Below are 22,972 nucleotides of genomic sequence, written 5' to 3'. Positions count from 1 at the left end.
GATGCTTCCCTTTAACGGTCTCGGTCTTCATCTGGGCAACCTGTCCCGGCTGTCGGAAGCCCAGTCCCGGTCGATCAGTCCTGAAAACCCGACGGGAGCCAAAGGACAAGGGGGAAGGTCCGTCGAAGGGCCGGCGTCGCACGCTGCGCGAGACTTGGGACAGGGCTGGAAGGTTTCGCCTTTCGTCCGGATCGCGGCCGGTGACGAGCACGTCGTCGCCGACATCGAAGGGCCAGGCGCGGTCCAACAGATCTGGATGACACCGACCGGTCACTGGAGGTTCGCGGTGCTCCGGATCTATTGGGACGGTCAGGAGCAACCGTCGGTCGAATGCCCGGTCGGCGACTTCTTCGCGTGCGGGTGGGGGCATTACGCCCAGGTCTCCTCGCTTGCTGTCTGCGTCAATCCTGGCAGCGCCTTCAACTGCTATTGGGAAATGCCGTTCCGGAAGCGCTGCCGCATGACGGTGACCAATTTAGCGGACGAGGAGATGGTGCTCTACTACCAGGTCAACTATACGTTGACCGAAGTCCCGGACGACTGCGCCTATTTCCATGCGCAGTTCCGTCGGACGAACCCGTTGCCGTACAAGGAGGTCTACACGATCCTCGACGGGGTCCAAGGTCAGGGCCAATTCGTCGGCACCTATATGGCCTGGGGCGTCCGTTCCGACGGTTGGTGGGGCGAGGGAGAGATCAAGTTCTACCTCGACGGTGACGGGCCGTTCCCGACGCTTTGCGGGACAGGCACCGAAGACTACTTCTGCGGGTCGTACAACTTCGACGTCGGCAAGGAGAGCGGCGGTTATCGGGAGTTCACGACACCTTATTCCGGCATGCCTCAGGTCTTGCGTCCCGACGGGCTTTATCGCGCCAACACCCGGTTCGGCCTCTACCGTTGGCACGTCATGGACCCCGTACGTTTCAAGTCCGATCTTAAGGTGACGATACAGGCGCTCGGATGGCGCAGCGGCGGCCGGTACCTGCCCCTCCAGGACGACATCGCCAGCGTCGCGTTCTGGTACCAGACCCTCCCGACCGCGCCCTTCCCTGCCCTGCCGGACAAAGACGCTCTCGAAGTGTGCTGAAGCTCCGCTCCCCTAGCCGGGTCTTCATCGTCTCGAATTCCAACGATGAAACCGATCGCTCTCGTCGCCTTCGCCTCGGCCCTTGGCGGGGTCATGGCCGGATTCGCCCTGCGGCCCACTGCGGCCGGCGCCACGACACTCGCCCTCTTCGGCGAGGCTCCGAAGTCAGCGGACGGGACGGTCACGATGGACTTCGAGTTCTCAGACCCTAGGACCGGTGCGGTCCTCGCTTCGCGGCGCGGCGAGGCCCGGTTCGAAAAGGGACGGTTTTTTGCCGAGGTCCCGTCACTGGAACGGGCCGGCCTTTATGCCCTGAAGGCCACGGCCGCCGGTTCGGCCCCGTTCGTCAACTATGTCGAGCTCCAAGCCGGGTCGCCGGGCACGCAGCAAACCGGGCACATGAACTTGTCGGGATATGTCCTTGCAGGCAGGGTCGGCCTCGGCGCTAGCCCGACGCTCGCCCGACTGCAGATCGATGAGCCCGGCTCGCTTCAAGGCGTCCGTTCGATCACGCAGAGCGGTGTGGCCGTCTATGGACAGTCCAAGGCCACGTCGGGGCTCGGCGCAGGCGGATACTTCACGAGCGCGAGCCCCGGAGGACGGGCCATCGTCGGAGAGAACACCAGTGCGACCGGAGCGACCGTTTCGGCCCTGTTCTATAACAGCTCACACGACGGGATCGCCGTTTGGGGCCGGCCGACCGCGACGAACAGCGGGACGTCGATCGGGGTGTTCGGAGAGACCGCCACGTGGAACGGCTATGGCGTCAAGGGCGTGACGAACGCGAACTCTCAACAGACCTACGGTGGGTGGTTCGAGAGCACGACGGGCCTTGCTTCCGCTTTGAGGGCGACGGCCACCGGCGCGAACGCGATCCAAGCCCGTAACACGTCCAGTAGCTCCGTGATCAGCGTCTCGAGCACGAGCACATCGGGGGGCCGAGGCATCAACGTCAGCGTCGACGGAAACGCGGGAACGGCGATCGCAGGTTATGTTGGAGGGTCAAACACGTCCTTCTACTACGACGGTTGCGCGGCTCCCTTCAAGACCATCATCGCCGGGAAGCCCTGCATTTACGGCAACGGTACGGGCGCCGGTGGTTCCGGGATCCGTGCGACGACGAGCTTTTCGACGGCCTACGGCGTCTTCGCCGAGCACACGGGCGGCGGCGCCAAGGTCGCGCTCCACGCCGTCGGCAACACGGAAGCGACGGGCACGAAGTCGTTCATCATCGACCATCCGCTCGATCCTTCGAACAGCTTCCTGCTCCACTACTCCAGCGAAGGGCCGGAGCCATATCTCATCTATCGCGGCACGGTCACGCTCGGTTCAAGTGGCAAAGCCTGGGTCGAACTTCCCGACTACTTCGCCTCGATCAACCGGGACGCGACGGTTCACTTGACCCCGATCGGCTCTGCGTTCCAACCGTTTGTGGCGGTCGAGGTCAAGGGCAACCGCTTCCAGGTCGGCGGCGCGCCGAACGCCAAGGTGAGTTGGATGGTGACCGCCGTCCGCAACGACCTGTACGTTCAGAAGTATGGTTACAAAGCCGAGCGTGCCAAGTCGGCGGAAGAGCGCGGACGATACTTACACCCCGAGCTCTACAAGAAACCGCAGTCGATGAACCTGAGCCCCGACGAAGCACGCATCGTGGGACCAGGAGCGAGCCAGGAACGCGACGTCCCGAACGCGACGCCGCACGATTAGGGGCCGTTCGAGGCGCGGGGGCCGTCAGGCCTCCGCGCTTCAATGCGACGTGTTCTCTTCGATCGAAACGAGAAGCCTCACGACGATCCCCAGGAAGAACATGACCGCTCCGCCGTAGAACCACTGTGAGACCGCGACCAGCGCCCCGACCGTGTTTCCGGCCCGGCCCGCCACCACGATCGTGCTGATGATGGCTCCGAGCCACGACACGATCCCGAACACGTCGAAGGTCACCGCCATCGCGATCGCCGTCTTCCGGTCCGACCGCCGACCGACGCCGGGCCTGACCGCAGGCAAAGCCGACCGGGCGAACTCCGCCGGTGCGACGCCGGACTGGAACGCGCTCAGCGATCGATCCTCGTCGATATCGTCGATCGTCAAGGCCGACTTGTTCGCCACGAGCTCATTGTCGACGGCCTTCCGCCAGGCCTCGAAGTCCATGTTCGCGATCTTACCGTCGCCCCTCGTAGGCCGGACTCTGAAACGCCGTCCCTTGCGCCGGGCGGTTTTGTACGCAGAACGATTCCGTCAAGACGGGATCGCACACCTTCGAAGGTAAATTGGCCGGATGTCCGGATTCGCCCTCATCGCCGCGCTGGCGTTTGCACCTGTCGGTCCGTCGCAAGACGCCCCGAAGGTCGCGTCCCACCCTCAAAACGCGACTTGGGTGCTGAAGGGCGCAAGGGTCGTCGTCCGACCGGGCGTGGTCCGAGAGAACACGGACGTCTACATCAAGGACGGCTCCATCGTGGACGTCGGCCCCGGCCTGAACGTACCCGAGGGTACGGCTGCCATCGATTGTACGGGCCTGACCGCCTATGCCGGGCTGATCCAACCGTTCATGCGCGTCAGCATCACGGGAACGTCTCCGGCCGCGCCGGCGACGGGGGGCGGCCCTGGCGGCGGAGGCGGAGGAGGTCGTCCGACCCAGACGGCGGCCGAGCAGGCCGCGGCCCAAGCCAAGCGGGACGCCGACCCGTTCGGACGGGAAACGAACCTCTTGACCAAGACGGCGACAGGCGACCTCAAGCAAAAGGACGTCTCCGCGTTCGTCACCTTGCGGAAGAGCGGCTACGTCCTGGCCCAAGTGTGCGCGACCGGCGGACTCGTCGGCCCGACGTCGGCCGTGTACGGATTAGGGTCTGGCGAGATCGGTCCCGACTCGGTCAAGGCCCGGCCGGGATTCGTCCCGTTCTCCACGTCCTCTCGAGGCTTCGGCTCCTATCCGAGTTCGGCTATGGGCGCCGTCGCCTTTATCCGGCAGACCCTCTATGACGCCGGTCGCTACGGCCGGATCATGAAAGACCTGGACGCCTCGAAGACCGATCCGGCTCTGGACGCCTTGGGGCCGATCGTCGCCGGTAGTTCGTACGCCGTCTTCGACGACTTGACCGAAATCACCTATTTCCAGTCCCGGAAGGTCGCAAAGGAGTTCGGACTGAAGACGCTTTGCGGATTCCGTGAAGACGCAGGATCCGTTAAGGACCTTCTCCGCGACGCCTCGACGGCCGTGATGCTCAAGGGCAACGTGCCGACGAAGCCCAGTATCGGCACGGACCTCGCGACGGCGTCGCTCTCTGGCGTCCGGACCTACTTCAACGAAGTCCAAGCCGGCGCAGAAATGGAGAAGGCCGGCATCGAGTTCTGTTATTCGCCGTCGAGCACGGCCGATCCGCTCGATGGGATCCGGACCTACGTGCGGGGCGGACTCAGCCGCGATGCCGCCTTGGCGTCGATGACGACCCGGCCCGCGGCCCTCCTGGGAGTCTCAGATAAAGCCGGCACGATCGAAGCCGGAAAGGACGGCAGCGTCGTGCTCACCCAGGGCGACCTCTTCGACTCAAAGTCGCAGGTCATGGCCGTTTTCGTCGGCGGACATAAGGTCGACTTCAAAATGCCGGACAAGAAGAAGCCCGAGGATCTAGCTCCGGACGGGCCGTTGCCGGTCATGCCGCCGAACCATGGCCTCTTCCCTAAACCGGCCGAGAGCACGCCCGCGTTCCGTCTCTACAAGAACGCGACCGTATGGACGCAGGGCCCTGAAGGCGTGATCAAGGGTGGGGACGTTCTGATCAAGGACGGCAAGATCGTCTCGGTCGGACGTGGCCTTAAAGCGCCGGCAGGCTGTGAGGTCGTCGACGCGACAGGTCGTCACCTCTCACCCGGCATTTGGGACTGCCACAGCCATACCGGCATCAACGGCGGGGTCAACGAGGGCACGAACATGATCACGATCGAGTGTCGGATCGCCGACGTGATCAACCATCAGGCGCCCAACATCTACCAACAGCTTTCGGGCGGGACGGTCGGTGCCCAGCAACTCCATGGATCGGCCAACGCGATCGGCGGCCAGTCGAGTCCCGTCAAGTGGCGTTGGGGTCTGCGGCCGACCGAGTTCCCGATCGCCGACGCCCCGAGCGGAGTCAAGTTCGCTTTAGGACAGAACCCGATCCGCGAAGACGCGACGGGCGGTCAGCAGCCGCCGGTCGGAACGACCCTCCTGACGTTCCGGCCCAGGACGCGCATGGGCGTCGAAGAAGCGATCCGCAAGGGGCTGCAGCAAGGCAAGGAGTACAACGACGAATGGGCCGCCTATCGCGACGGGAAGACCAAGTTCGAGCCGCGCCGCGACCTGCAGCTCGAAGGGCTCGGCGAAGTCGTTTCCGGTCGACGACTCGTCCACAGCCACGGATACCGCTCGGACGAACTCCTGATGCTCGTCCGAGTCGTCAAGGAGTTCGGCGGCAAGATCGCAACCTTGCAGCACGTCCTGGAAGGCTACAAGATCGCCGATGAAATGGCGGCCGAAGGTATCGGAGGTTCGACCTTTGCTGACTGGTGGGGATACAAGCTCGAAGCCTATGATGCGATCCCCTACAACGCGGCCCTCATGGCCGACAGGGGCGTCTCCGTCAGTGTCAACAGCGACAGCGACAACCACGCCCGTCGACTGAACCAAGAAGCGGCCAAGTCGATGAGGTATGGCGGCGTCTCCGCCGAGAAGGCCCTCAGCTTCGTCACCATCGAACCCGCCCGACAGATGGGGATCGCGTCGCATACAGGTTCGATCGAACCAGGAAAGGACGCGGACCTCGCGCTCTGGACGACCGAACCGACAAGCGTGTTCGCCGTCTGCCTCGAAACGTACGTCGATGGAGTCAAACGGTTCGACCGGGCCGACGACGCCCGTCAACGGGCCGAAAGGGATAAAGAACTGACCGCCGCCAAAGCCCTGCTGGTCGAAGCGCCGAAGTCCGCGAGCGGCGGGTCCAACCCGTTCGACAGCGGTTCGGGATCTCCGGCCCTCGCCTCGGACGGCGGATCGGGCGGCAAGTCCACCGCGAGGTTCGGCATCGGCCCTGTCAAGTCTGAGCCCGCGACGATGCGGTACCCGCGGAGACCGGTCTTGATCTCGGGAGCGACCGTTCACCCGATGGACGGAGCGCCGTTCGTCGGCGACGTCCTCCTAGGCTCGGACGGCAAGGTCCAGGGCGTAGGAAGGAGCCTCAGGGCTGACGGTGCCGAAACGGTGAACGGGCGCGGCAAACACGTCTATCCCGGGCTCATCGATCCGGCGACCGGCATCGGTCTGAACGAGATCGGCCAAGTGCCCGCCAGTGACGACTCCTCCGAGCGCGGCAATTTCCACCCGGACTACCGCGTCGAACGCACGATCAATCCCGAATGGGAGACGCTCGGCGTCGCCCGGCAACAAGGCGTCCTGACCGTTCTCGTCAAACCGTCCGGCTCCGGAATATCGGGCCAGGCCGCTTTGATCAACACGGAAGGCTTTACGTGGGAAGACCTCACGGTCAAAGGCGGAGCAGCGTTGACGTTCTCGTCCGGTGGCGGCGGCTTTGACTTCGGAGACGACGGCGACGAACACTTCGGGCACGGACACGACGAGGACGACGACATGACCGCGGGCCAGAACCGTCGCGGCGGCGGCGGCACGGCGCCGGCATCGACGCTCAGCGACCTCTCGAACCGGATCAAGCAGGCCCGTGCGTACTTGTACGACCGTGACCACGCCACGCCGGAGCAGCCCGTCGCACGCGACCAGCAGCAAGAAGCGATGGCCGAAGTCGCTCTCGGGAAGATGCCCGTCATCCTGAGCGTCAACTCGGCGGCCGAGATTAAGGCTGCGGTCGCCTGGGCCGAGAAGGAATCGGTTCAGGTCGTCCTCTACGGTTGTTCGGGAGCGGGTTCGATCGCGGATTGGCTGGCTGAAAGGCAAGTGCCGATCTGCCTCGCTGCCGTCTATCAGCTCCCGACGGCGGAGCAACCCGTCGACGCGTTCTACACCTTGCCGGCGAAACTTGCGAAGGCCGGCGTCAAGTTCTGCCTGACGACGAACAACGACAAGGACGTCCGCCAGATCCGCGACCAAGCGGGTTGGGCCGCGGCGTACGGCGTCGACCGGGAAGAAGCAGCGCGGCTGATCACGCTGCGCACAGCCGAAGTCCTTGGTATCCAAGACCGACTCGGGTCGATCAAGGCCGGCATGGACGGCACCGTCATCTTGACCGACGGGGAGATCATCGAAACGAAGACGAAGGTGCTGCGCGCCTGGATCCAGAGCCGTGAAGTCGACCTTGAAAACCGTCAGACGCGACTCTACGACAAGTACCGAAAGCGGCCCCGGTCGGCCAAGTAGGCCGGACCGGAGCCACGGGTCGGGATCACTTCCGGGTCAGGGTGAAGTCGAAGTGCTGGGCTTCAACGTCGACTTTGCCCTTGACCATAGAGACGTGGCCGGACTCTTTGTCGAAATAGACGTCGTACGTCATCTGAGCTTCGTGAGGATCGTTGCCGCCGGTCGGTTTGAACGTGGTCTTCATCGAAAGCTTCGGGTAGGTCTTCTCGCCGACCTTCCCTTCCCCGTCGTACTTGCCGCTTCCTTTGACGAAGGCCCCCTCTTTGTCCCACTTGACGTCGAACGTCTCGCCGCTCGCTAACTCTTTGTTCGGGAGGTAACTGATGACGAAGGGGATCATCAGGATTCCCGAGGCGCCCTCCATCGAGACGTTGTCCGGCAATCCGAAGGCGTCGAGCGTGTACTTGGTCTCGCCCAACGACGATCCCTGGTCCATCTCGTTCCCGTCCATGCTCATCTTCAGCATCTTCGGAACGACCGTGACGTCCGTACCCTTCTCGGCCTTCTCGCCGACCTTGACGGTGAACGCGGAATTGATCTCCATCGGGCCGTTGTCGGCGTCGCCCTTCACCTGAAAGGTGTACTCGAGCGTTTCACCTTTGGCATAGCGGTGGGCGAAGTTGACTTTGTCGGCCGATTGGCCGGCGAAGAGGACTGTGGACAGGGTCAATGTGGCAAGCATGTTTTTCTCCTCGGGAGTGTCCAGGTTACGCCTCCCTCGTCAGGAGCGTTGCAGGAGTCCCTCAGGATTCGATCGGGTCTTTCGGGTGCGCAGGGATCCGCGCCTCTTCTTCGGCGTAGGGGTCGACCTGGTTCTCGCCGTACAGCCATTCGATGATCCGGGACAGGCTGCCGGTCGCGACGGCGATCCCGGTATCCGCGCAACCGTAGTAAAGGCGGAGCGTGTCTTGATCTTCCGCGATCGTCCAGCCGCCCGGAAAGACGACGTTCGGTACGTCTCCGACCCGTTCGTAAGGCGCCTCAGGCGCGAAGATCCATTCCTGCCCGCGCCGGATGACCTTGCTCGGGTCTTCCAGGTCGAGCAGCGCCGCTCCGACCCGGTAGAGGCTTCCCGATGCGTGGCGCCGTACACCGTGGTAGAGGATCAGCCACCCTTCTTGCGTCTCGATCGGTGGCGGCGAGAGCCCGATCTTGTAAGCGTCCCACCATGCGCCCCGGCGGGCTTTCAGGACGTGTTGCGGACGGCCCCAGTTCTTCAGGTCGGGCGAGTACGACAGCCAAATGTCCGCCCGTTCGGCCGATACCGGACGATGGATCAAGGCGAACCCTTCCTTAAAACGGCGCGGAAACAGGGCGGCGTCCTTGTCGTCCGGCTGCATGACCAAGCCTCGACGTTTGAACGACTTGAAGTCCTTGGTCATCGCCAGCGCGACCCCCGGGCCGCCTTCCCCGAACGCCGTGTAGGCGATCACGTATTGTCCGAACTCGTCGACGTACGTGATCCGGGGATCCTCGATCCCCCATAGCTCGTCCGGATAGCGGTCGGGTTCCGGGGTCATGACCGGTCGTCCAGCGATGGTCCAATCGTCGAACCCGTTCTTCGAAACGGCCGTCGTGAAGTGCGAGATCCCCCGAAAGTCCTCGCACCTGCACAACAACAGTGTCGAGCCGCCCGCGATGCGGACCGCTCCGGGATTGAAGACGCTGTTGACCGGATAGGGCCAATCGGCCGCCGTCAGGATCGGGTTGCTGACAGAACGCTCGAAGAACTTCAAGCGACTCCTACGTTTTCTGGCGTGGGCATCCGCGCGTCGAGGGCTGAAACCGACCGCGAAAGGGACAAGGACGCGAGGTGGCTCCCGAGCAGACTGAGCGTCGATTCGGCCCCTTGGTTCTGGTTCGGGCCGTCCGGCCTTAGACCGTCGTAAGCTCCGCCCGTCGTCGGATCGACCATCTGGACTCCTTGAGCGTTCGCGCCCCAGAACCAGGCCAAAGCGTTCCCACCGACTCGCCGCCAGAGTTCGTCCCCCGTCGCACGGTGGGCAGCGACGGCGGCGTCCACGGTCGCCCACGCTTCGACGGGTTGCTGATCATAGACGGCCTTCCTTCCGCCCCGAGGATAGAAACCTTCGGACCCGATCGGGGAGAAGCGACCTTCCTCGTCCTGCTGGAGGCCGACGAGCCAGTGCAGCGCCGTCAGGCCGTCGTCCACGATGTCGCGCCGGCCGATCGCGCGGCCGCCGTCGATCAGTGCCTGACACAGTCTCGCGCCCTCGTACGTGACGGCGTCTTCGAACCAGGGCCAGGCCGACGTCGCATGAGACCGCCACACGGTATGAAGTCCGATCGTCCGTCGGGACACGTGTCCCTTCAGGTCGAGGAGAACGTCGTCCTCTAAGAGCGTGCTGAGGCCGATCACGGCCTGGGCCGCGCCCCTCATCTTTGGGACGATCGAAGGGTTGCTCAAAGCACACCGGAGAAGCTCCTCAGCCAAGCCTTTCTCGGCCTCGCTGCCATAGGACGACATCACAGAAGCCAGTGCTGCCACGCTCCGGCCGTCCGCGTCCTCCGAAAAGGGAGCCGATGTCCACTCCCGGCCATAGGACATAAAGTTCCGGAACCGCTTCGTTTCTCCGTCGAACGCATGGACCACGAACGCGAACGCGGCACCGCGCGCGGCTTCGGCCCGTTCGTCAAGTCCGTTGACGGCCCCGAGCCGGCCAAGGAGCCAGAGCGCCCGCGCATTGTCGTCGACGCAATAGCCTTCCTGACGGAGAGGCACCGTGTACTTCGCGTGTTGGAGCAACCCGACGTCGTCCGTCATCGCGAGCAAACGCTTCAGGCCAGGCACGTCCGACCGCGACGAAGGTACGCCAAGGCCGTCCGTCACGGTCCGCACGCGGACCAGATCGCGGGTCTGCTCGTCCCTATCCCGGATCGCGGACAGGTATGTGGCCGCGACGTTCGACCATCGGGTCTTGGCCCCTTCCGACCTCGCCACCGTCTGCAGAGCTTTACGGCGGGCGGCATCGTCGAGAAGGCCGACGACGGCCCGCCCGATCGCTTGGGGATCCTTAAAGCCCACGAGTTCGCCTCGGCCGTCGTCAAGCAACTCTTCGGCGTGCCAGAACGATGTCGACACGATGGCGTTGCCGCTGGCGAACGCGACCGAAAGGACGCCGCTCGTGATCTGTTCCTTCTTCCGGTAAGGGAGGATCACGACGTCGGCCGCCTGAAGCCGTTCGATGAGGTCGTCCTGGGACAGGTACGTGTCTTCGAGGCGCACGTTTTCGGTCAACTGCAGTTCATCGATCCGGGCCAGGAGGGACTGACGGTAGGACTCGCCGTGCCGGGCCTTGACGTGCGGGTGCGTGGCCCCGGCAACGATGTAGACCGCCTCGGGATGTTCGCGCACCACGTCGGGCATCGCCTCGATCGCGTCTTCGATCCCCTTGTCGGGAGAAAGCAGTCCGAACGTCAAGAGGACCTTCTTGCCGTCGAGTCCCAGCCGGTGCTTGGCCGAGCCGTCGTCTTTACCTGCCGTCGTCGGAGTGCCGTGCGGGATCCGAACGCCCTTACCCAGCGGAACGTCATAAGTCGACCTCAGGATCCGCATCCCTCGCCGGCTCATGGTCACGAGCTTGTCCGAAAGCCGTCCGAGCTCTTCGAAGACCTCCCTTTGCCCGCTCGTCGGATGCTCAAGGACCGTATGAAGCGTCGTGACGACGGGACATTCGAGCATGCGCAAGAATTCGAGGACGTATCGTCCGTCCGTTCCCCCGAAAATTCCGAATTCGTGCTGCAGGCATACGGCGTCGAACCCACCCTCATTGACCCACCGTGCGGCGTCCCGATAGTCTCCGATGCAGTCTTCCCGGATGCGGAACGTCACGGGTCTCCCGTATTCGCGCTCGTCGTCGTCGTCGACGGCGATCACGTCGACATGGGCGCCTTGGCCCATCAGAGCGCGGGAAAGGTCGGCCGTGAACGTCGCGATGCCGCAGCGGCGCGGCACGTGGGTTCCGACCATGGCGATACGAAAGGGCTGCCTGTTCGAAGTCAATGGGGTCCTCTTGCCAATAGAGACGCCCGGTTTTGTGCCGGCATGACAGCCGGCCCAGAGCTTAGGAACGGTCCAAGAGGACTAACGTGCAAGCGGCGGCCACGGCCGTGTCCACCCGTAGCACCCGCGGCCCCAGCGTCACGGCGCGGTCGCCGATGGCCTTGACGTCCTGGGGCGCCCATCCGCCTTCCGGACCGATCACGAGTACGGGCCGCTCCGGTAGCGACCCTGCCGCCTCGAGCTTCCGACGGACGCCTTCCCCTTCACTGAGCACCAGAGCGTCCGGATAGCGTTCGAGTACTGATCCCAGGGACGGTTCCCACGCGAAGGACGGCAGTCTTGTCCGAAAACAGACTTCCGACGCTTCGCGAGCGATGCGTCTCAGTCGATCCGTCTTCTGGGCGACCTTGTCTTCCGACCACCGCACCACCGAACGCTCGGCTGAGAACAGGACGAAACCGGCCGCACCGATCTCCGTCGCCATTCGGACCGACTCCTCGAGCTTCTCAGGCTTGGGCAGTCCAAGCGCCAACGTCAATCGGGTTTTCGGCTCCGTTTCAGGACGGACCGTCTCGAGCGGCTCCGCCTCCCGGCCCTGCAGGACGCACCGGACGACCCGACCGTCGCCGGGCAAAAGGGCGACTTGGTCGCCGCTTCCGAGCCTTAAGACCTTGTGGAACTTGTCGAATTCCTCGCGCGGGAGTTCGAACGACTCTGGCGCCGGGTCGGGCATCCCTTCGACGAACGCCCGAGGAAGCGACCTTAGCGACGGAAGACTGCCGCTACCCATTCGCCTTCCTTTTTCTCCGACTCTAGCGAGAATCCTGACCGGACGGCCGCCGCTTGAACGTCCTCCCAGTTCGCTTCGATGATCCCTGACACGATCCACACGCCCCCGGGCCGGACGCGCCGTCCTGCCTCCGGTGCCAGCGAGATCAGGGCCGCGCTGATGATGTTGCTCAACACCGTGTCGTACTGGGACGACGCGCTAAGCGGATCAAAGCCCTTTCCGACGTGCGCCCTGACCGAGACGCCGTTTCGGGCCGCGTTCTCCTGGGTCGCCGTGACCGAGACGGGGTCCGTGTCCACGCTGTCGACCGACCGAGCGCCCGAGAGGACGGCCGCGACCGAAAGGATGCCGCTCCCGCAACCGATATCGGCCACGTCCTTCCCCTCCAGACCGCCCATGAGTTCCAGGCACATCCGCGTCGTGGGGTGGTCTCCCGTCCCGAACGCTTGACCTGGATCGAGGACGATTTCGCGTCCTCCCAAAGACGGATCGGGTTCCTCCCAAGTCGGCCGGACAAGGAACGGACCGATCCGACGCGGTTTGAAGAACTGCTTCCACGACTCGGCCCAGTCCTCTTCCATGACCGACTCTTTGTCGACCCGGACCGCGCCGCGTTCCAGGAGCTCCGTCCGGAGCGGTCCGAAACCGTCCTCCGTCCCTGGGGCAAGGTAGGCGCTGATCGTCGGTGGTTCGTCCGTCTGGACTGTCCCCGGCATCCCGTGACGTTCGAAGACCTCGGCGTAAACCGACCAGTCCTCCGGCTCCTCGGTCAACACGGCCGTCACCTTCGTCCAGACGCTCATTTCTTCTTCTTGCCGAACAACCCGCCCATGAAACCGGCCTTTTCGGGCCCTGACGGGATCGGCTCTCCACGAAGCTCCGCGAACTGCCGCAAGAGGTCGGACTCCTTGTCACTGACCTTTTTCGGCACCTTCACTTCGAACTGGACGTACAGGTCTCCGCGCGACCCGCCGTGGAGTTTCGGCAGACCTTCGCCCTTGATCCGCACGTGCGCTCCGGGTTGCGTCCCTGGTTCGACGTCCACCTTCAGGTCTCCGGTCAAACCCTGGACCGTGACGTGGTCACCGATGACGGCTTGAGCGAAGGTCAGGGGGTACCGGGTCGTCAAGGTCCGGCCCTGCCGGTCGAAGCGCGGATCCTCCGGAACATGGACGACCACGTAGAGGTCGCCCTTCGCTCCGCCCTGCGTCCCGTCCGAACCCTGCCCACCGAGCCTGAGGGTCTGGCCGTCCTCGATACCGGCCGGCACCGTCACGGTCAGCTTCTCCGTCACGGTCTCGAGTCCCCGGCCGTGACAGTTGGTGCACGGCGTCGCGATCGACTTCCCCGCCCCGTTGCACGTTCCGCACGTCACCGTCGTCCGGATCGAACCTAAGATCGTCTGTTGCATCCGGGTGACGACGCCCGAGCCTTGGCACGTCCGGCAGGTCTCCGGCGACGTCCCTGGAGCGGCACCGTTTCCGCCGCAGGTCCCACAGGAGGCCAACCTCCGGAAGCTGACCAGTTTGTCGGTCCCGCTCAAGACCTCTTCTAAGTTCAACGTGACGTCGACGCGATGGTCGTCCCCGTCGCGGCCCGTCGAGCGACGGCCCCGCCCTTGGCCGCCGAAAAAGGCCTCTTCCATCATGCCGAAGAGGTCGCCGAACCCGGCCCCGCCGGCTCCATAGAAGTCGCCTGGGCCGGACGGTGCGTCGTCGGTCAGACCGGTCTGGTCGAACCGTGACCGTTTTTCAGGGTCGGACAGCACGGCGTAAGCCGCCGAGACTTCTTTGAACTTTTCTTCGGCGTCGGGATTGTCCGGGTTGACGTCGGGGTGGTACTGACGCGCCAGCTTCCTATAGGCCGACTTGATCTCGTCGGCCGACGCGTCGCGGGAAACCCCGAGCACGCTGTAAGGGTCTTGGGACATCTCGCTCAGGCTTCAGGGGCGGACGATTCGTCTTCGTCCCCGCCCTCTTCTTGCTCTGCCAGATCGTCAAGGCTGATGTCGCCGTCGTCGGAGGCGGCCGGAATCTCCTCTTCCTCCAGAAGCTCTGACAACTCGCCCACAGGCTCCTCTTCCGAGTCGTCGTGAGACTCCTCTTCGTCGAGCCCGACGACTCCCAGTTCCAGATCTTCCTCGATGGCCGGCAGCAACAGCCCGACTTCACCGATGTCGAGCGACTCGAGCGCGCTGTAATCGCCCGCCTCGACCGCTTCGGCGCCCTCGGCCGCCATGATCGGCTTGATCTTCCCTGCCGCGATTTCGGCAAGGGCGATGCTCAAAGGGTGGCCGCTGTCGATGCGGACCAGGGGCGGCGCCCCTTCCTTGATCTGCTTGGCGCGCTTGGCGGCCAGATTCGCCAAAACGAACGGCCCGTACTCGAGGTCGTTCAGTTTGTCAGGGTTGGGCAGGATCTTTTCGCCGGCGGCCATGGGGAACCGCCTATTCTACCCACGTTGCCGGGCCGCTCCCGGCCGGAGTGGGCCGGAAGCAGGGGCTCACACCGGGTCTTGGTGCACGGTTTCGATCCTCCGGATCTGGCGGGTCGAAGACCTCATAAGGATCGATTCTGTCAAGACCGAATCGCGTCGGTACCGGACGCCTTTCAAGAGGTCGCCGCTCGTGATGCCCGTCGCGCAAAAAACGACGTTCCCCTTCGCCAAATCGTTCTGATGAAGGACGCGGTCGATGTCCCCGTCCATCATGGTTTCGGCCCGCTTCCGTTCTTCGTCGTTACGGAACCTGAGCCTCGCCTGCATCTCGCCGTCGGTGCACAGGACGGCGACGGCCGTCAAGACGCCTTCAGGGGCTCCACCGGTCCCCATAAGCGCGTCGACACCCGCGTCCGTGTCGAGGGCGGCAATGGCGACAGAAAGGTCTCCGTCCGGAACCAGGTGGACGCGACAACCGGCGTCCCTCAGTTCCCAGATCAAGGATTCGTGGCGCGGTCGGTCGAGGATGCCGATCGTGATCTCCTCGACCTCTTTGCCGAGCGCCTTGGCCATCAGACGGACGTTGACCCTGGGAGGGAGCGTGATGTCCACGACACCCCGGCACTCCTTGCTCACGACGAGCTTCTCCATATACGTGTCGGGAGCGTGCATCAAGAAGCCCTCGCCTTCGACGGCGGCGGCAAGGACACTGATCGCGTTGGGCGTCCCGTTGGCGCACAGGTTGGTCCCTTCGAGCGGGTCGACCGCGATCTGGACTTCCGGACCGTTGCCGGTTCCGAGTTCCTCCCCGATGTAAAGCATGGGCGCTTCGTCGCGCTCTCCTTCGCCGATCACGATCTTGGCCCTCAAGTCCATGGCGTTCAACGTTGCACGCATGGCGGTACAGGCCGCGTCGTCAGCCTCGTCCTTCTTGCCCTTCCCGACCCATTTGCTCGCGGCGAGGGCGGCTTCCTCGGTCACCCGGAGATAGTCGATGTGCCGGTACCTGTCCTCGACGGTCCTCGGGCCACGCTGCCCGTTGTCCTTTGCCATGCCGTCCATCTTACTCGCGACCCTGGCCGGGCGGCGCGTACCGCCGAACGGGGATCGACCGGCCCCTCTGACAGTTTGGTCCGGGACCTTTCGAGCCGTGAAACGTATCAGACAGATCGGACGTCGCCTCCTAACGTCTAACGATGAAACCCCTCTTGAGTCTGGGCGTCCTTTCGCTCCTCGCCGTTTCGTCACAAGCTCAAGTCCACATCGGCACGGGATCTGCGGCGGGTTCCGTCCGCGCGCCTTGGGCGATGGACCATGCGGACCCTGCCCGTACGGGCCGCTCGCTCTACCCGGGGCCGGATCTCGGACTGATCGACTGGAAGCAACGGACGGGAGGATCCGTTCCCGGCATCGCCGCCGACCGTTCCGGACGGGCCGTGCTAGGAGCGACCTTCTTCGACGCCTCTTGGTCCAACGAACTCTACGTCCAAGTCCTTAAACCCGACGGCGAGGTGGACTGGAGACGCAAGGTCGAACCTTATGCGTGGGGCGCGTCACAGGGCGTCCGCTCCATGCCCGCCCTCATGAGCGGCGACCGCGTGGTGATGAACTCCGGAAACGGGCAACTCGTCGGGTTCGACGCCACCGGATCCCTCATCGCAACGATTTCAGGCAACGCCAACATGACGAACGACCGCGCACCGGCCGTCTTGCCGAACGGGGACATCGTTCACCTTCAGTCCAGCCTGCGCAGGATCCGTCCCGACGGGTCCGTGGTCTGGACGGCGTCGGCGTTCAGTCAGACCGATCCGGCCGTCGCGAAGAACGGGGACGTCGCCATAGGCGGCGTCAGGACGAACGAGCCCCACGGCTCGACCGACGTATCGTACTACGACTCCAATGGATCGCTGCGTTGGCAGAAGACGTCCACGAAAGGCACGCGGACTCAAGTCTGCTTCGGTCCGGACGGCACCCTCTACACGACGGTCGGTGGGACCACCGCATACCGCGCAGACGGGACGGTGAAGTGGAACGCCACGAACGGAGGCTGGGGCGTCTGCCTCGATGGGCTTGGCCGAGCGCTCGTCCCACAAGGCAACCGGGTCTTCGCTTACGACAAAGACGACGGCACCCTGGTCTGGACGGCCACTCTGCCGTTCGTCGGCAACATCGTCGAAGGACTCTCGATCGACGTCAGGAGCAGGATCTACGTTTCGTCGAGCGACGGTGTGGTCGCTTGCCTCAAGCCCGACGGCACCTTGGCCTGGAGCCTCAAGGTCGCCGACCAACTCGTCACCCAACCCGCCCTCTCGACCGACGGCTCGGCCTTCGTTTCCGGGTTCTTCAACTACCAGCTCAACTACGTCTTCCGCATCAAGTGAACTCCAAATGAAACGACTCGTCTGTCTTCTCTCGCTCTTGTCCGTCGCTGTGCCCGAAGCCTGTCCGGCTTGGTCGACCTTTCACGGCAACAACCAACGGAACGGACTGACTCCGGTGACGGCTCCGGCACAACCCAAGGTGAAATGGTCGTTCGACGTCGGCGGCCCGGTGATCTGCTCGCCGGTCGTCGCTCCGGACGGCTCCGTCATCGTCGGGACGACGTGGCACGAAACGCTCCGCCCGACGCGTACGATCACCGCCGTCAAGCCCGACGGCACGTTGAAGTGGCGGTTCACCCTTCCTTGGTTCGAAGACCAAACGATCTCGACGCCTGCCGTGGCAGCGGACGGCCGGGTCTACGCCGGCACTGCCGATGGAACGTTCGTCGCTCTTGGCCCGGACGGTTCCGAACTGTGGCGGTACCAAGCCTCTGAACCCGTCCGGTCACACGTCATGGTCGGAAGCGACGGCAACGTCTACGTCAACCTCGACGGCAAGCTGACGTCGTTCAGCCCCGCAGGGACGAAACGGTGGGAGTACACGCTGGGGACGAACCTTGAAGGCGGGCCGAGCGAGACGTTGGACGGCAAGATCCTCGCCGTTGGAGACACCGGTGTCGTCTGCTTGAACGCTCAAGGCGCCTTGGTCTGGACGACCCCCGTCTCCGGCACGGCGGCTCCCATCGCGGTCTCTCCGAACGGGGACGTCCTCGTCGGCGGGCAGACCGTGACCGCGCTCGACTCCTCCTCGGGCAGCGTCAAATGGAGCGCTCCGATCTTCGCTTACGGCACGTACGCCTCTCCGTCCGTCGACGCTCAAGGCAACGTGTACTACGGGTTTGACTACAACCTCTATAAGCTCTCGCCGAACGGCAACGTCCTCGTCCAGAAGTACTTAGAGGATCCGAACTCCAACTTTCTCGGCTCGACATGGTCGTCCCCGCTGATCGACGGGTCCGGCAGATTGTTCTGGGGGATGGCGACCGGAAAGAGATGGGCGATCCCGTTCGAGAAGAATCTGACTGTCTTCAATTCGGGGCTTTCCATCGTCCGTCAGACCCCCTTGCCCGAGGCCCTCTTCACGTCCAACCCGGCGATCGGGGACGACGGCACGCTTTACGCCGGGTGTCTGGACGGAAAGCTCTACGCGTTCGGCCCTTGAGGAGACGTCGCCCCATACAGGCACCGGCACCCCTGGCATAGGGGTGCCGGTGCGCCCGGGCGTCCGTGCCGTGCCGCTTCCAAATCCCGACGTGACTAGGGAGCGGCCGTCCAAAGGATCTGGTCGGCCTCATGGCACCACAATTGGACCGAGACCGGGCCCGAAGGGCGGACGTTGTACCGGACCGAGACCGATCCGTCGTCACCGATGAACGACGCGGCGTCGTCGGTCTGGAGCGAGACGATGGCACCTCCCGTGTTCACCGTGTCCGTCCGTCGCATCGTCGGGCTTTCGACCCCGTTCTCGTCGATCATGATCAGTTCCTGCTTGAAGAACCCGTTGGACGCCATCCTCGAGGTCATCCAGACTGAAAGCGTCGACGCCTCGCTCACTGGAAGCGTCCCGTGGACCTTGACCTGGACGGGCGGTTCGACCGAGTTCGCCACCACGAACCTGCAAACGCGCAACACGTCGGCATCGACCGACCAGAGGCTCTCGACGCCGCCGCTGTCGACCTTGCCGCGCAACCGCGTATAACCGTCCGGCACCGTGTAGTACGCACCCTTCACGGTCTGGTAGGGCCCGGGCGCCGTCGTGAACTCGCCTAGGTCGGTGCCGTCTGCTGCGAAGCGATGGACCGTGTTCAGATAAAAGTAGGGGATCAGGTACGTACCGTCGGCCTCGACGGTGACATATTCGGGTTCGCCGAACGTGGCTCCCAGATCGGCGGCGAGGAACCCGCCTCCGTCCAACAGTTTCAGTCCGTAGGTCGTGTACTCGGTGACGACCATCTGACCGAACGCGTCGAACGCGATCCCGGTCGGGCCGTAGATGCCCGACTTGTCCGTGTCGGAGAACACGCCGAGGTAGTTCCCGTCGGTGTCGTACTGATTGATCGTCGACTCCGTCCAAGACGGGATATAGAAGTTGCCCGCCGCGTCGAACGCCATTTGGCCGTTCCGCTGGAACCCGGTGTCGGCGACGAACTCTCCAAGAGGCGTCCCGTCCGCAGCGAAGCGCCAGACCGCCCCGCCGACGTAACGCGAAACGAGCAAGCTGCCGTCCGGATGGAACGCGATCGAGCTGATCTGGTCCCCGACGTCGGCGAACTCGCCGACCCACGTGCCGTCGGGCAGGAACCTCTGGACCTTGCCGTTCCCATAGTCGCCGACATAGAGCACGCCGAACTTGTCGAAGGCGACCGAAATGGGATAGTAGAGGACGTTCTCTCCGAACGTCCCGATGACGGTCCCGGCGTCGTCGCAGCGAGAGATCCCGCCGATCAGGTTCGTCGTGTCGTTGTAGGTCGTGTAGTAGTCGGCGCGGGCCGGCGCGGCCAGGGTCAAGGCCAGGACCGGCCACGCGAGCCGGATGAGCGGGTTCGAGACTGTCAAGTGCATGTCGTCCTCTCCAAAAGGAGCCGTCTCGGACATTGTGCCGGCGGTTCCGTCACTACAAGTGGTCGTTTCTCGCTACCGTTGGACGAATTCAACCTCTGGTGGGGGAACGGACGAAGTGGCTGAAGGACTCTTGTGCCGTTTCGTAGTCAAGAAAGGTGTCTTGATTTCGACCAGAACCGGACTTTTGACCACTTCCTTCCACGGCACGTCATCGGCGGTGCGGCGTCCGACCCCCCACAATGTCAGGCGGTTCCTTCCCTGTTCCGCTTGCCGACCGACGTCCTTGCGTATCTCGAGTGATACGGACGGATTACGGTCGTGATACGGACGGATTACGGAAAGGGCTCAGAACGCGGTCGGCGATACGGGGTTTGTTGGCCGTGTCGCACGTCGCGGGGACATGCTTCGAGGGCCGTTAGAGCCCCTGCAGGGCAGCCCAGTCAAGCGCCGGCAGAGCGACCGCAGACGGGTCGGGCCTTCGTTCAAACTGGACCGGGATGAAACTGGCGGCGTGGAACATCCGGGCGGGCGGGGGCCGCCGCAGCGCCGAGATCGCTCGGGTCCTCATCGAAGAAGCACCCGACGTCATCGTCCTGACCGAATACAGGGCCGCGCCAGGGCGGGAGTTGAGGACGCTCCTCGCGCCCCTCGGACACCACAAGGACGCCTGCGGGGCCGTGGCCGAAGGGGTCCGGACGACCGGACTGAACTGTGTCTGCGTCCTGTCCGCCGGGGAGCTCCGTCCGGTCGCGGTCCCGGCCACGCCTACCAGTTCGCACAGATGGGTGGCGGTCGAACACTGCGACGCGGACATGACGCTGCTCGCCGTCCATGTGCCGAACCAGACGGAAGTCTGGAACAAACGCGAGTTCTGGGATTGCGTCCTGTCCTTCGCCGAGGCCCGCGCCGACGACCGCGCGCTCATCGTCGGCGACCTGAACACCGCCTTGGACGAGGACTGCCAAGGCGACCCCATCCGCGAAGCGGTCTTCCTCAAGCACTTGATCGCGACGGGCTGGACCGACGCGTGGCGAGCCTGCAACCCCGAGACCTCGGAATACTCTTGGTTCAGCCACAGACAGAACGGGTTCCGGCTCGACCACTGCTACGTCTCCCCGGCCTTGGCCCACGACGTCACCACGTGCCGGTTCCGTCACGACGTCCGGACCGAACGGATCTCCGACCATTCGCTCCTCACCGTCGAGTTCCGCTGACAGAAGCGGTCAGCCCGCCTTGTTGCGGTAGTCCCGAGGCGAGAGGCCGGTGTGAGAACGGACGAGCTTGTTGAACTGGTGCAGGTCGGGGACGCCGACTTGGGCCGCGATCTGCTTGACCTTGAGGTCGGTCGAAATCAGCAGGCGGCACGCTTCCCTCGCCCGGGCTTGCCGGATGAAGCCACGGATCGTCGTGCCGTGTTCGGACTGGAACCAGAGCAGCAACGTGCCCTGCGAGATCCCGAGCCGTGTCGCCAGCTCTGAGACCCGCAGCGGCTGGTCGAGTTCGGAGCGGATCATGTCCTCGGCGTCATAGATCGCGGTCTGCGTCCGGAGAACGGACGTCGGTTCCGAAACGGTCCAGAGGACGTGCCACACGAGAGCTTTGCCCCGTTCGGCACCGCCCATGCCGTGCTCCCCCGCGTTCCACAAGAGGTCGTACCATTCCCGGCTGAACGAAAACTGCGCAGGCAGGGCGACAGGCTTTTCCTGAGTCGGCGGAAAATCGAAATGTGCGGACGCCACCAAGGACGGCGGGCCGACGTGGGCGTGGGCGCAGCTCGCGAACGGCGGGAAGATCAAGCCTTGGCCCTTCGTGTAAGGGTACGAACGGCCGTTGATCCGCGCCAGCCCGTCGTGGTCGTAGAGGATGACCCGCCAGGTGTCAGAGGGCTGGACCCACTCTTTCAGACCGAGCGGCAGGTCGCCCCACTGCAAGAACATGCGTTGCGGCGGCTCGCCCAGGAACGCGCGCCAATATCTCATCGACCGTCCTCGGATTGTGCCACGCCGGTCCCTGTGCACGGGCATGCACCGGCGCCGCAGAACCGGACCGCCGCCCTCGGCGCAGGCCCTAAGAAAGCGGACCCCCTCAGAATTTTTTCCAAAGGCGTGCGTTAAAGATGCTGACGCCCCGTCCGGCACTTGGCGAAGGCGTCAAGGACCCAGAGATGACACGCACTGCACCCCTCTCCCTCCTGGCCCTCGTGATCGCCGGGTGCTCACCGATGGCCGCCGACAAAGGCGGTCGCGAAACGTCCGTCGCCACCGTGAGACGCCAGGCCCTGACAGGCTACACCTTCTTCGACGGCAAGCTCGTCGTCCCTGCCTCGGCGTCGGCCGTCACCACCTCGCCCTATAGCACCCAGGTCGTCGAGGTCTACACCGTCGCAGGCAAGGAAGTCGAAAAGGGACAGGCCATCGCCAAGCTGGACATCCCCGGGACCGATTCGGCCAAGGCCGCGGCCAAAGCCCAGACCCAGTCCGCAGGCGCCGCCTATTCGGCCGAGCTCGCCGACAAGTCCGGCCCTGTGCGGGACGCCAAGAAAGCGCTGGACGAGGCCCGCGCCGTCGAAAAGACGGCCCGCGACGTCGTGGCCGGAGGGGGCGAAGCCGACATCGACGCCGCCGTCCAAGCCCGCATGGACGCCGAACGCACGCTCGCCGAAGCCCAGCGGGAACGGGACGAACAGCTCCGACCGGCCAAGGACTCCGTCGCCAGCGCCCGATCGACCCTCGCCGCCGTCCGAGAAGCCGAGCGCAAGGGCCTGATCCTCGCGCCGATCTCCGGCACCGTCGTCTCGCTCGAAGCCAAACCGGGCATGTCGGCGACCTCCAACCAGGCCCTGGCGACCGTCGTCGACTTCCGCCAAGTCCGCGTGCAAGGCTTCCTCCCCGCCGAGCTCAAAGACAAGGTCAAGAAAGGCACCGACGTCCTCGTCGCGTTCAACGGCGTCAGTTCCGACCCGGTCGACGGCGAAGTCCTGGACGTCTCCGTCGCCCCACCGAAAGAAGGCCAGGCGAGCGGCGTCTACCTCGCCGTCATCGCCTTCAAGAACCCCGGCGCGCTCGTCCAGCCGGGTGCGACGGTGAAGCGGGTCGGCGTGAAGTCCGGCTATGTCGAAGACGCCCTCGTCGTCCCGGCGACCGCCGTCCACGGTGAAGGCACCGACCTCTGGGTCGAAGTCAAGGAAGACAGCACGTGGAGCAAGAGACGGGTGACGCTCGGCATCACCGACGGCGCCCTCGTCCAGATCGTCTCCGGCCTGAAAGACGGAGAGCAGGTCAAGGTCGAGAGCCCGCCCGCACCGGCGACGCGGGCCTGAGGCCGCGCC

Annotated in this window: 18 protein-coding genes; 7 read left to right on the top strand and 11 right to left on the bottom strand. The window is 64.5% G+C overall.

Annotated elements, in window-relative coordinates; all coding sequences use genetic code 11:
* Window position 1: 1 nt before the first annotated feature.
* Entirely contained in the window at window positions 2-1,087 is a 1,086-nt protein-coding gene (locus JST30_16335; GenBank protein ID MBS1715897.1) for a DUF2961 domain-containing protein, read from the top strand.
* Between the two features lie 45 nt (window positions 1,088-1,132).
* Window positions 1,133-2,794 (top strand): hypothetical protein, encoded by a 1,662-nt coding sequence (locus tag JST30_16330; protein ID MBS1715896.1) that lies wholly within the window; start codon window positions 1,133-1,135, stop codon window positions 2,792-2,794.
* Between the two features lie 39 nt (window positions 2,795-2,833).
* On the opposite strand, the gene JST30_16325 is transcribed toward JST30_16330, so the two are convergent.
* On the bottom strand, window positions 2,834-3,235 hold the full coding sequence (locus JST30_16325; protein ID MBS1715895.1) for a hypothetical protein: 402 nt from the start codon (window positions 3,233-3,235) through the stop codon (window positions 2,834-2,836).
* A gap of 127 nt (window positions 3,236-3,362) precedes the next feature.
* On the opposite strand from JST30_16325, the gene JST30_16320 reads away from it, so the two are divergent.
* The gene (locus tag JST30_16320) at window positions 3,363-7,451 is read left to right on the top strand and encodes an amidohydrolase family protein (GenBank protein MBS1715894.1); all 4,089 of its coding nucleotides are present in this window, start codon (window positions 3,363-3,365) and stop codon (window positions 7,449-7,451) included.
* Window positions 7,452-7,476: 25 nt separating this feature from the next.
* On the opposite strand, the gene JST30_16315 is transcribed toward JST30_16320, so the two are convergent.
* The 8 genes from JST30_16315 to glpX form a co-directional block, all read right to left on the bottom strand.
* Window positions 7,477-8,133 (bottom strand): hypothetical protein, encoded by a 657-nt coding sequence (locus tag JST30_16315; GenBank protein MBS1715893.1) that lies wholly within the window; start codon window positions 8,131-8,133, stop codon window positions 7,477-7,479.
* Between the two features lie 61 nt (window positions 8,134-8,194).
* Window positions 8,195-9,187 carry a glycosidase gene (locus JST30_16310; GenBank protein MBS1715892.1) on the bottom strand — a complete coding sequence of 331 codons (993 nt, stop codon included), beginning with the start codon at window positions 9,185-9,187 and terminating at the stop codon, window positions 8,195-8,197.
* Window positions 9,184-11,442 (bottom strand): glycosyltransferase family 4 protein, encoded by a 2,259-nt coding sequence (locus tag JST30_16305; protein ID MBS1715891.1) that lies wholly within the window; start codon window positions 11,440-11,442, stop codon window positions 9,184-9,186. Before JST30_16305 ends, JST30_16310 begins: the two co-directional genes overlap by 4 nt.
* Window positions 11,443-11,536: 94 nt before the next feature.
* Window positions 11,537-12,265, bottom strand: coding sequence for a 16S rRNA (uracil(1498)-N(3))-methyltransferase (locus tag JST30_16300; protein MBS1715890.1), 729 nt, complete (start codon window positions 12,263-12,265; stop codon window positions 11,537-11,539).
* Window positions 12,238-13,068 (bottom strand): 50S ribosomal protein L11 methyltransferase, encoded by an 831-nt coding sequence (locus JST30_16295; GenBank protein ID MBS1715889.1) that lies wholly within the window; start codon window positions 13,066-13,068, stop codon window positions 12,238-12,240. Before JST30_16295 ends, JST30_16300 begins: the two co-directional genes overlap by 28 nt.
* Window positions 13,065-14,195: a molecular chaperone DnaJ gene (gene dnaJ, locus JST30_16290; GenBank protein MBS1715888.1), complete on the bottom strand. Its 1,131-nt coding sequence runs from the start codon at window positions 14,193-14,195 to the stop codon at window positions 13,065-13,067. Before dnaJ ends, JST30_16295 begins: the two co-directional genes overlap by 4 nt.
* 5 nt (window positions 14,196-14,200) lie before the next feature.
* On the bottom strand, window positions 14,201-14,701 hold the full coding sequence (rpoZ, locus tag JST30_16285) for a DNA-directed RNA polymerase subunit omega (protein ID MBS1715887.1): 501 nt from the start codon (window positions 14,699-14,701) through the stop codon (window positions 14,201-14,203).
* Window positions 14,702-14,767: 66 nt separating this feature from the next.
* Window positions 14,768-15,754 (bottom strand): class II fructose-bisphosphatase, encoded by a 987-nt coding sequence (gene glpX / locus JST30_16280; GenBank protein ID MBS1715886.1) that lies wholly within the window; start codon window positions 15,752-15,754, stop codon window positions 14,768-14,770.
* Between the two features lie 143 nt (window positions 15,755-15,897).
* Between glpX and JST30_16275 the strand changes: the two genes are divergently transcribed.
* Entirely contained in the window at window positions 15,898-17,082 is a 1,185-nt protein-coding gene (locus JST30_16275; protein ID MBS1715885.1) for a PQQ-like beta-propeller repeat protein, read from the top strand.
* Window positions 17,083-17,089: 7 nt separating this feature from the next.
* On the top strand, window positions 17,090-18,244 hold the full coding sequence (locus tag JST30_16270; GenBank protein MBS1715884.1) for a PQQ-binding-like beta-propeller repeat protein: 1,155 nt from the start codon (window positions 17,090-17,092) through the stop codon (window positions 18,242-18,244).
* A 95-nt stretch (window positions 18,245-18,339) separates the two neighbouring features.
* On the opposite strand, the gene JST30_16265 is transcribed toward JST30_16270, so the two are convergent.
* Window positions 18,340-19,644: an NHL repeat-containing protein gene (locus tag JST30_16265; protein ID MBS1715883.1), complete on the bottom strand. Its 1,305-nt coding sequence runs from the start codon at window positions 19,642-19,644 to the stop codon at window positions 18,340-18,342.
* A 497-nt stretch (window positions 19,645-20,141) separates the two neighbouring features.
* Here JST30_16265 and JST30_16260 point away from each other — a divergent pair, with 497 nt between their 5' ends.
* Window positions 20,142-20,858: an endonuclease/exonuclease/phosphatase family protein gene (locus JST30_16260; GenBank protein MBS1715882.1), complete on the top strand. Its 717-nt coding sequence runs from the start codon at window positions 20,142-20,144 to the stop codon at window positions 20,856-20,858.
* A gap of 9 nt (window positions 20,859-20,867) precedes the next feature.
* Here JST30_16260 and JST30_16255 read toward each other — a convergent pair whose 3' ends face one another.
* Window positions 20,868-21,623: a helix-turn-helix transcriptional regulator gene (locus JST30_16255; GenBank protein ID MBS1715881.1), complete on the bottom strand. Its 756-nt coding sequence runs from the start codon at window positions 21,621-21,623 to the stop codon at window positions 20,868-20,870.
* Between the two features lie 185 nt (window positions 21,624-21,808).
* Here JST30_16255 and JST30_16250 point away from each other — a divergent pair, with 185 nt between their 5' ends.
* A complete protein-coding gene (locus JST30_16250; protein MBS1715880.1) occupies window positions 21,809-22,963 on the top strand; it encodes an HlyD family efflux transporter periplasmic adaptor subunit in 1,155 nt (384 codons plus the stop codon).
* The last annotated feature ends 9 nt before the right edge of the window (window positions 22,964-22,972 follow it).

The sequence above is a fragment of the Armatimonadota bacterium genome (assembly GCA_018268395.1).
GTDB lineage: Bacteria > Armatimonadota > Fimbriimonadia > Fimbriimonadales > Fimbriimonadaceae > JAEURO01.
This window is presented reverse-complemented; position numbering and strand designations above follow the sequence as displayed.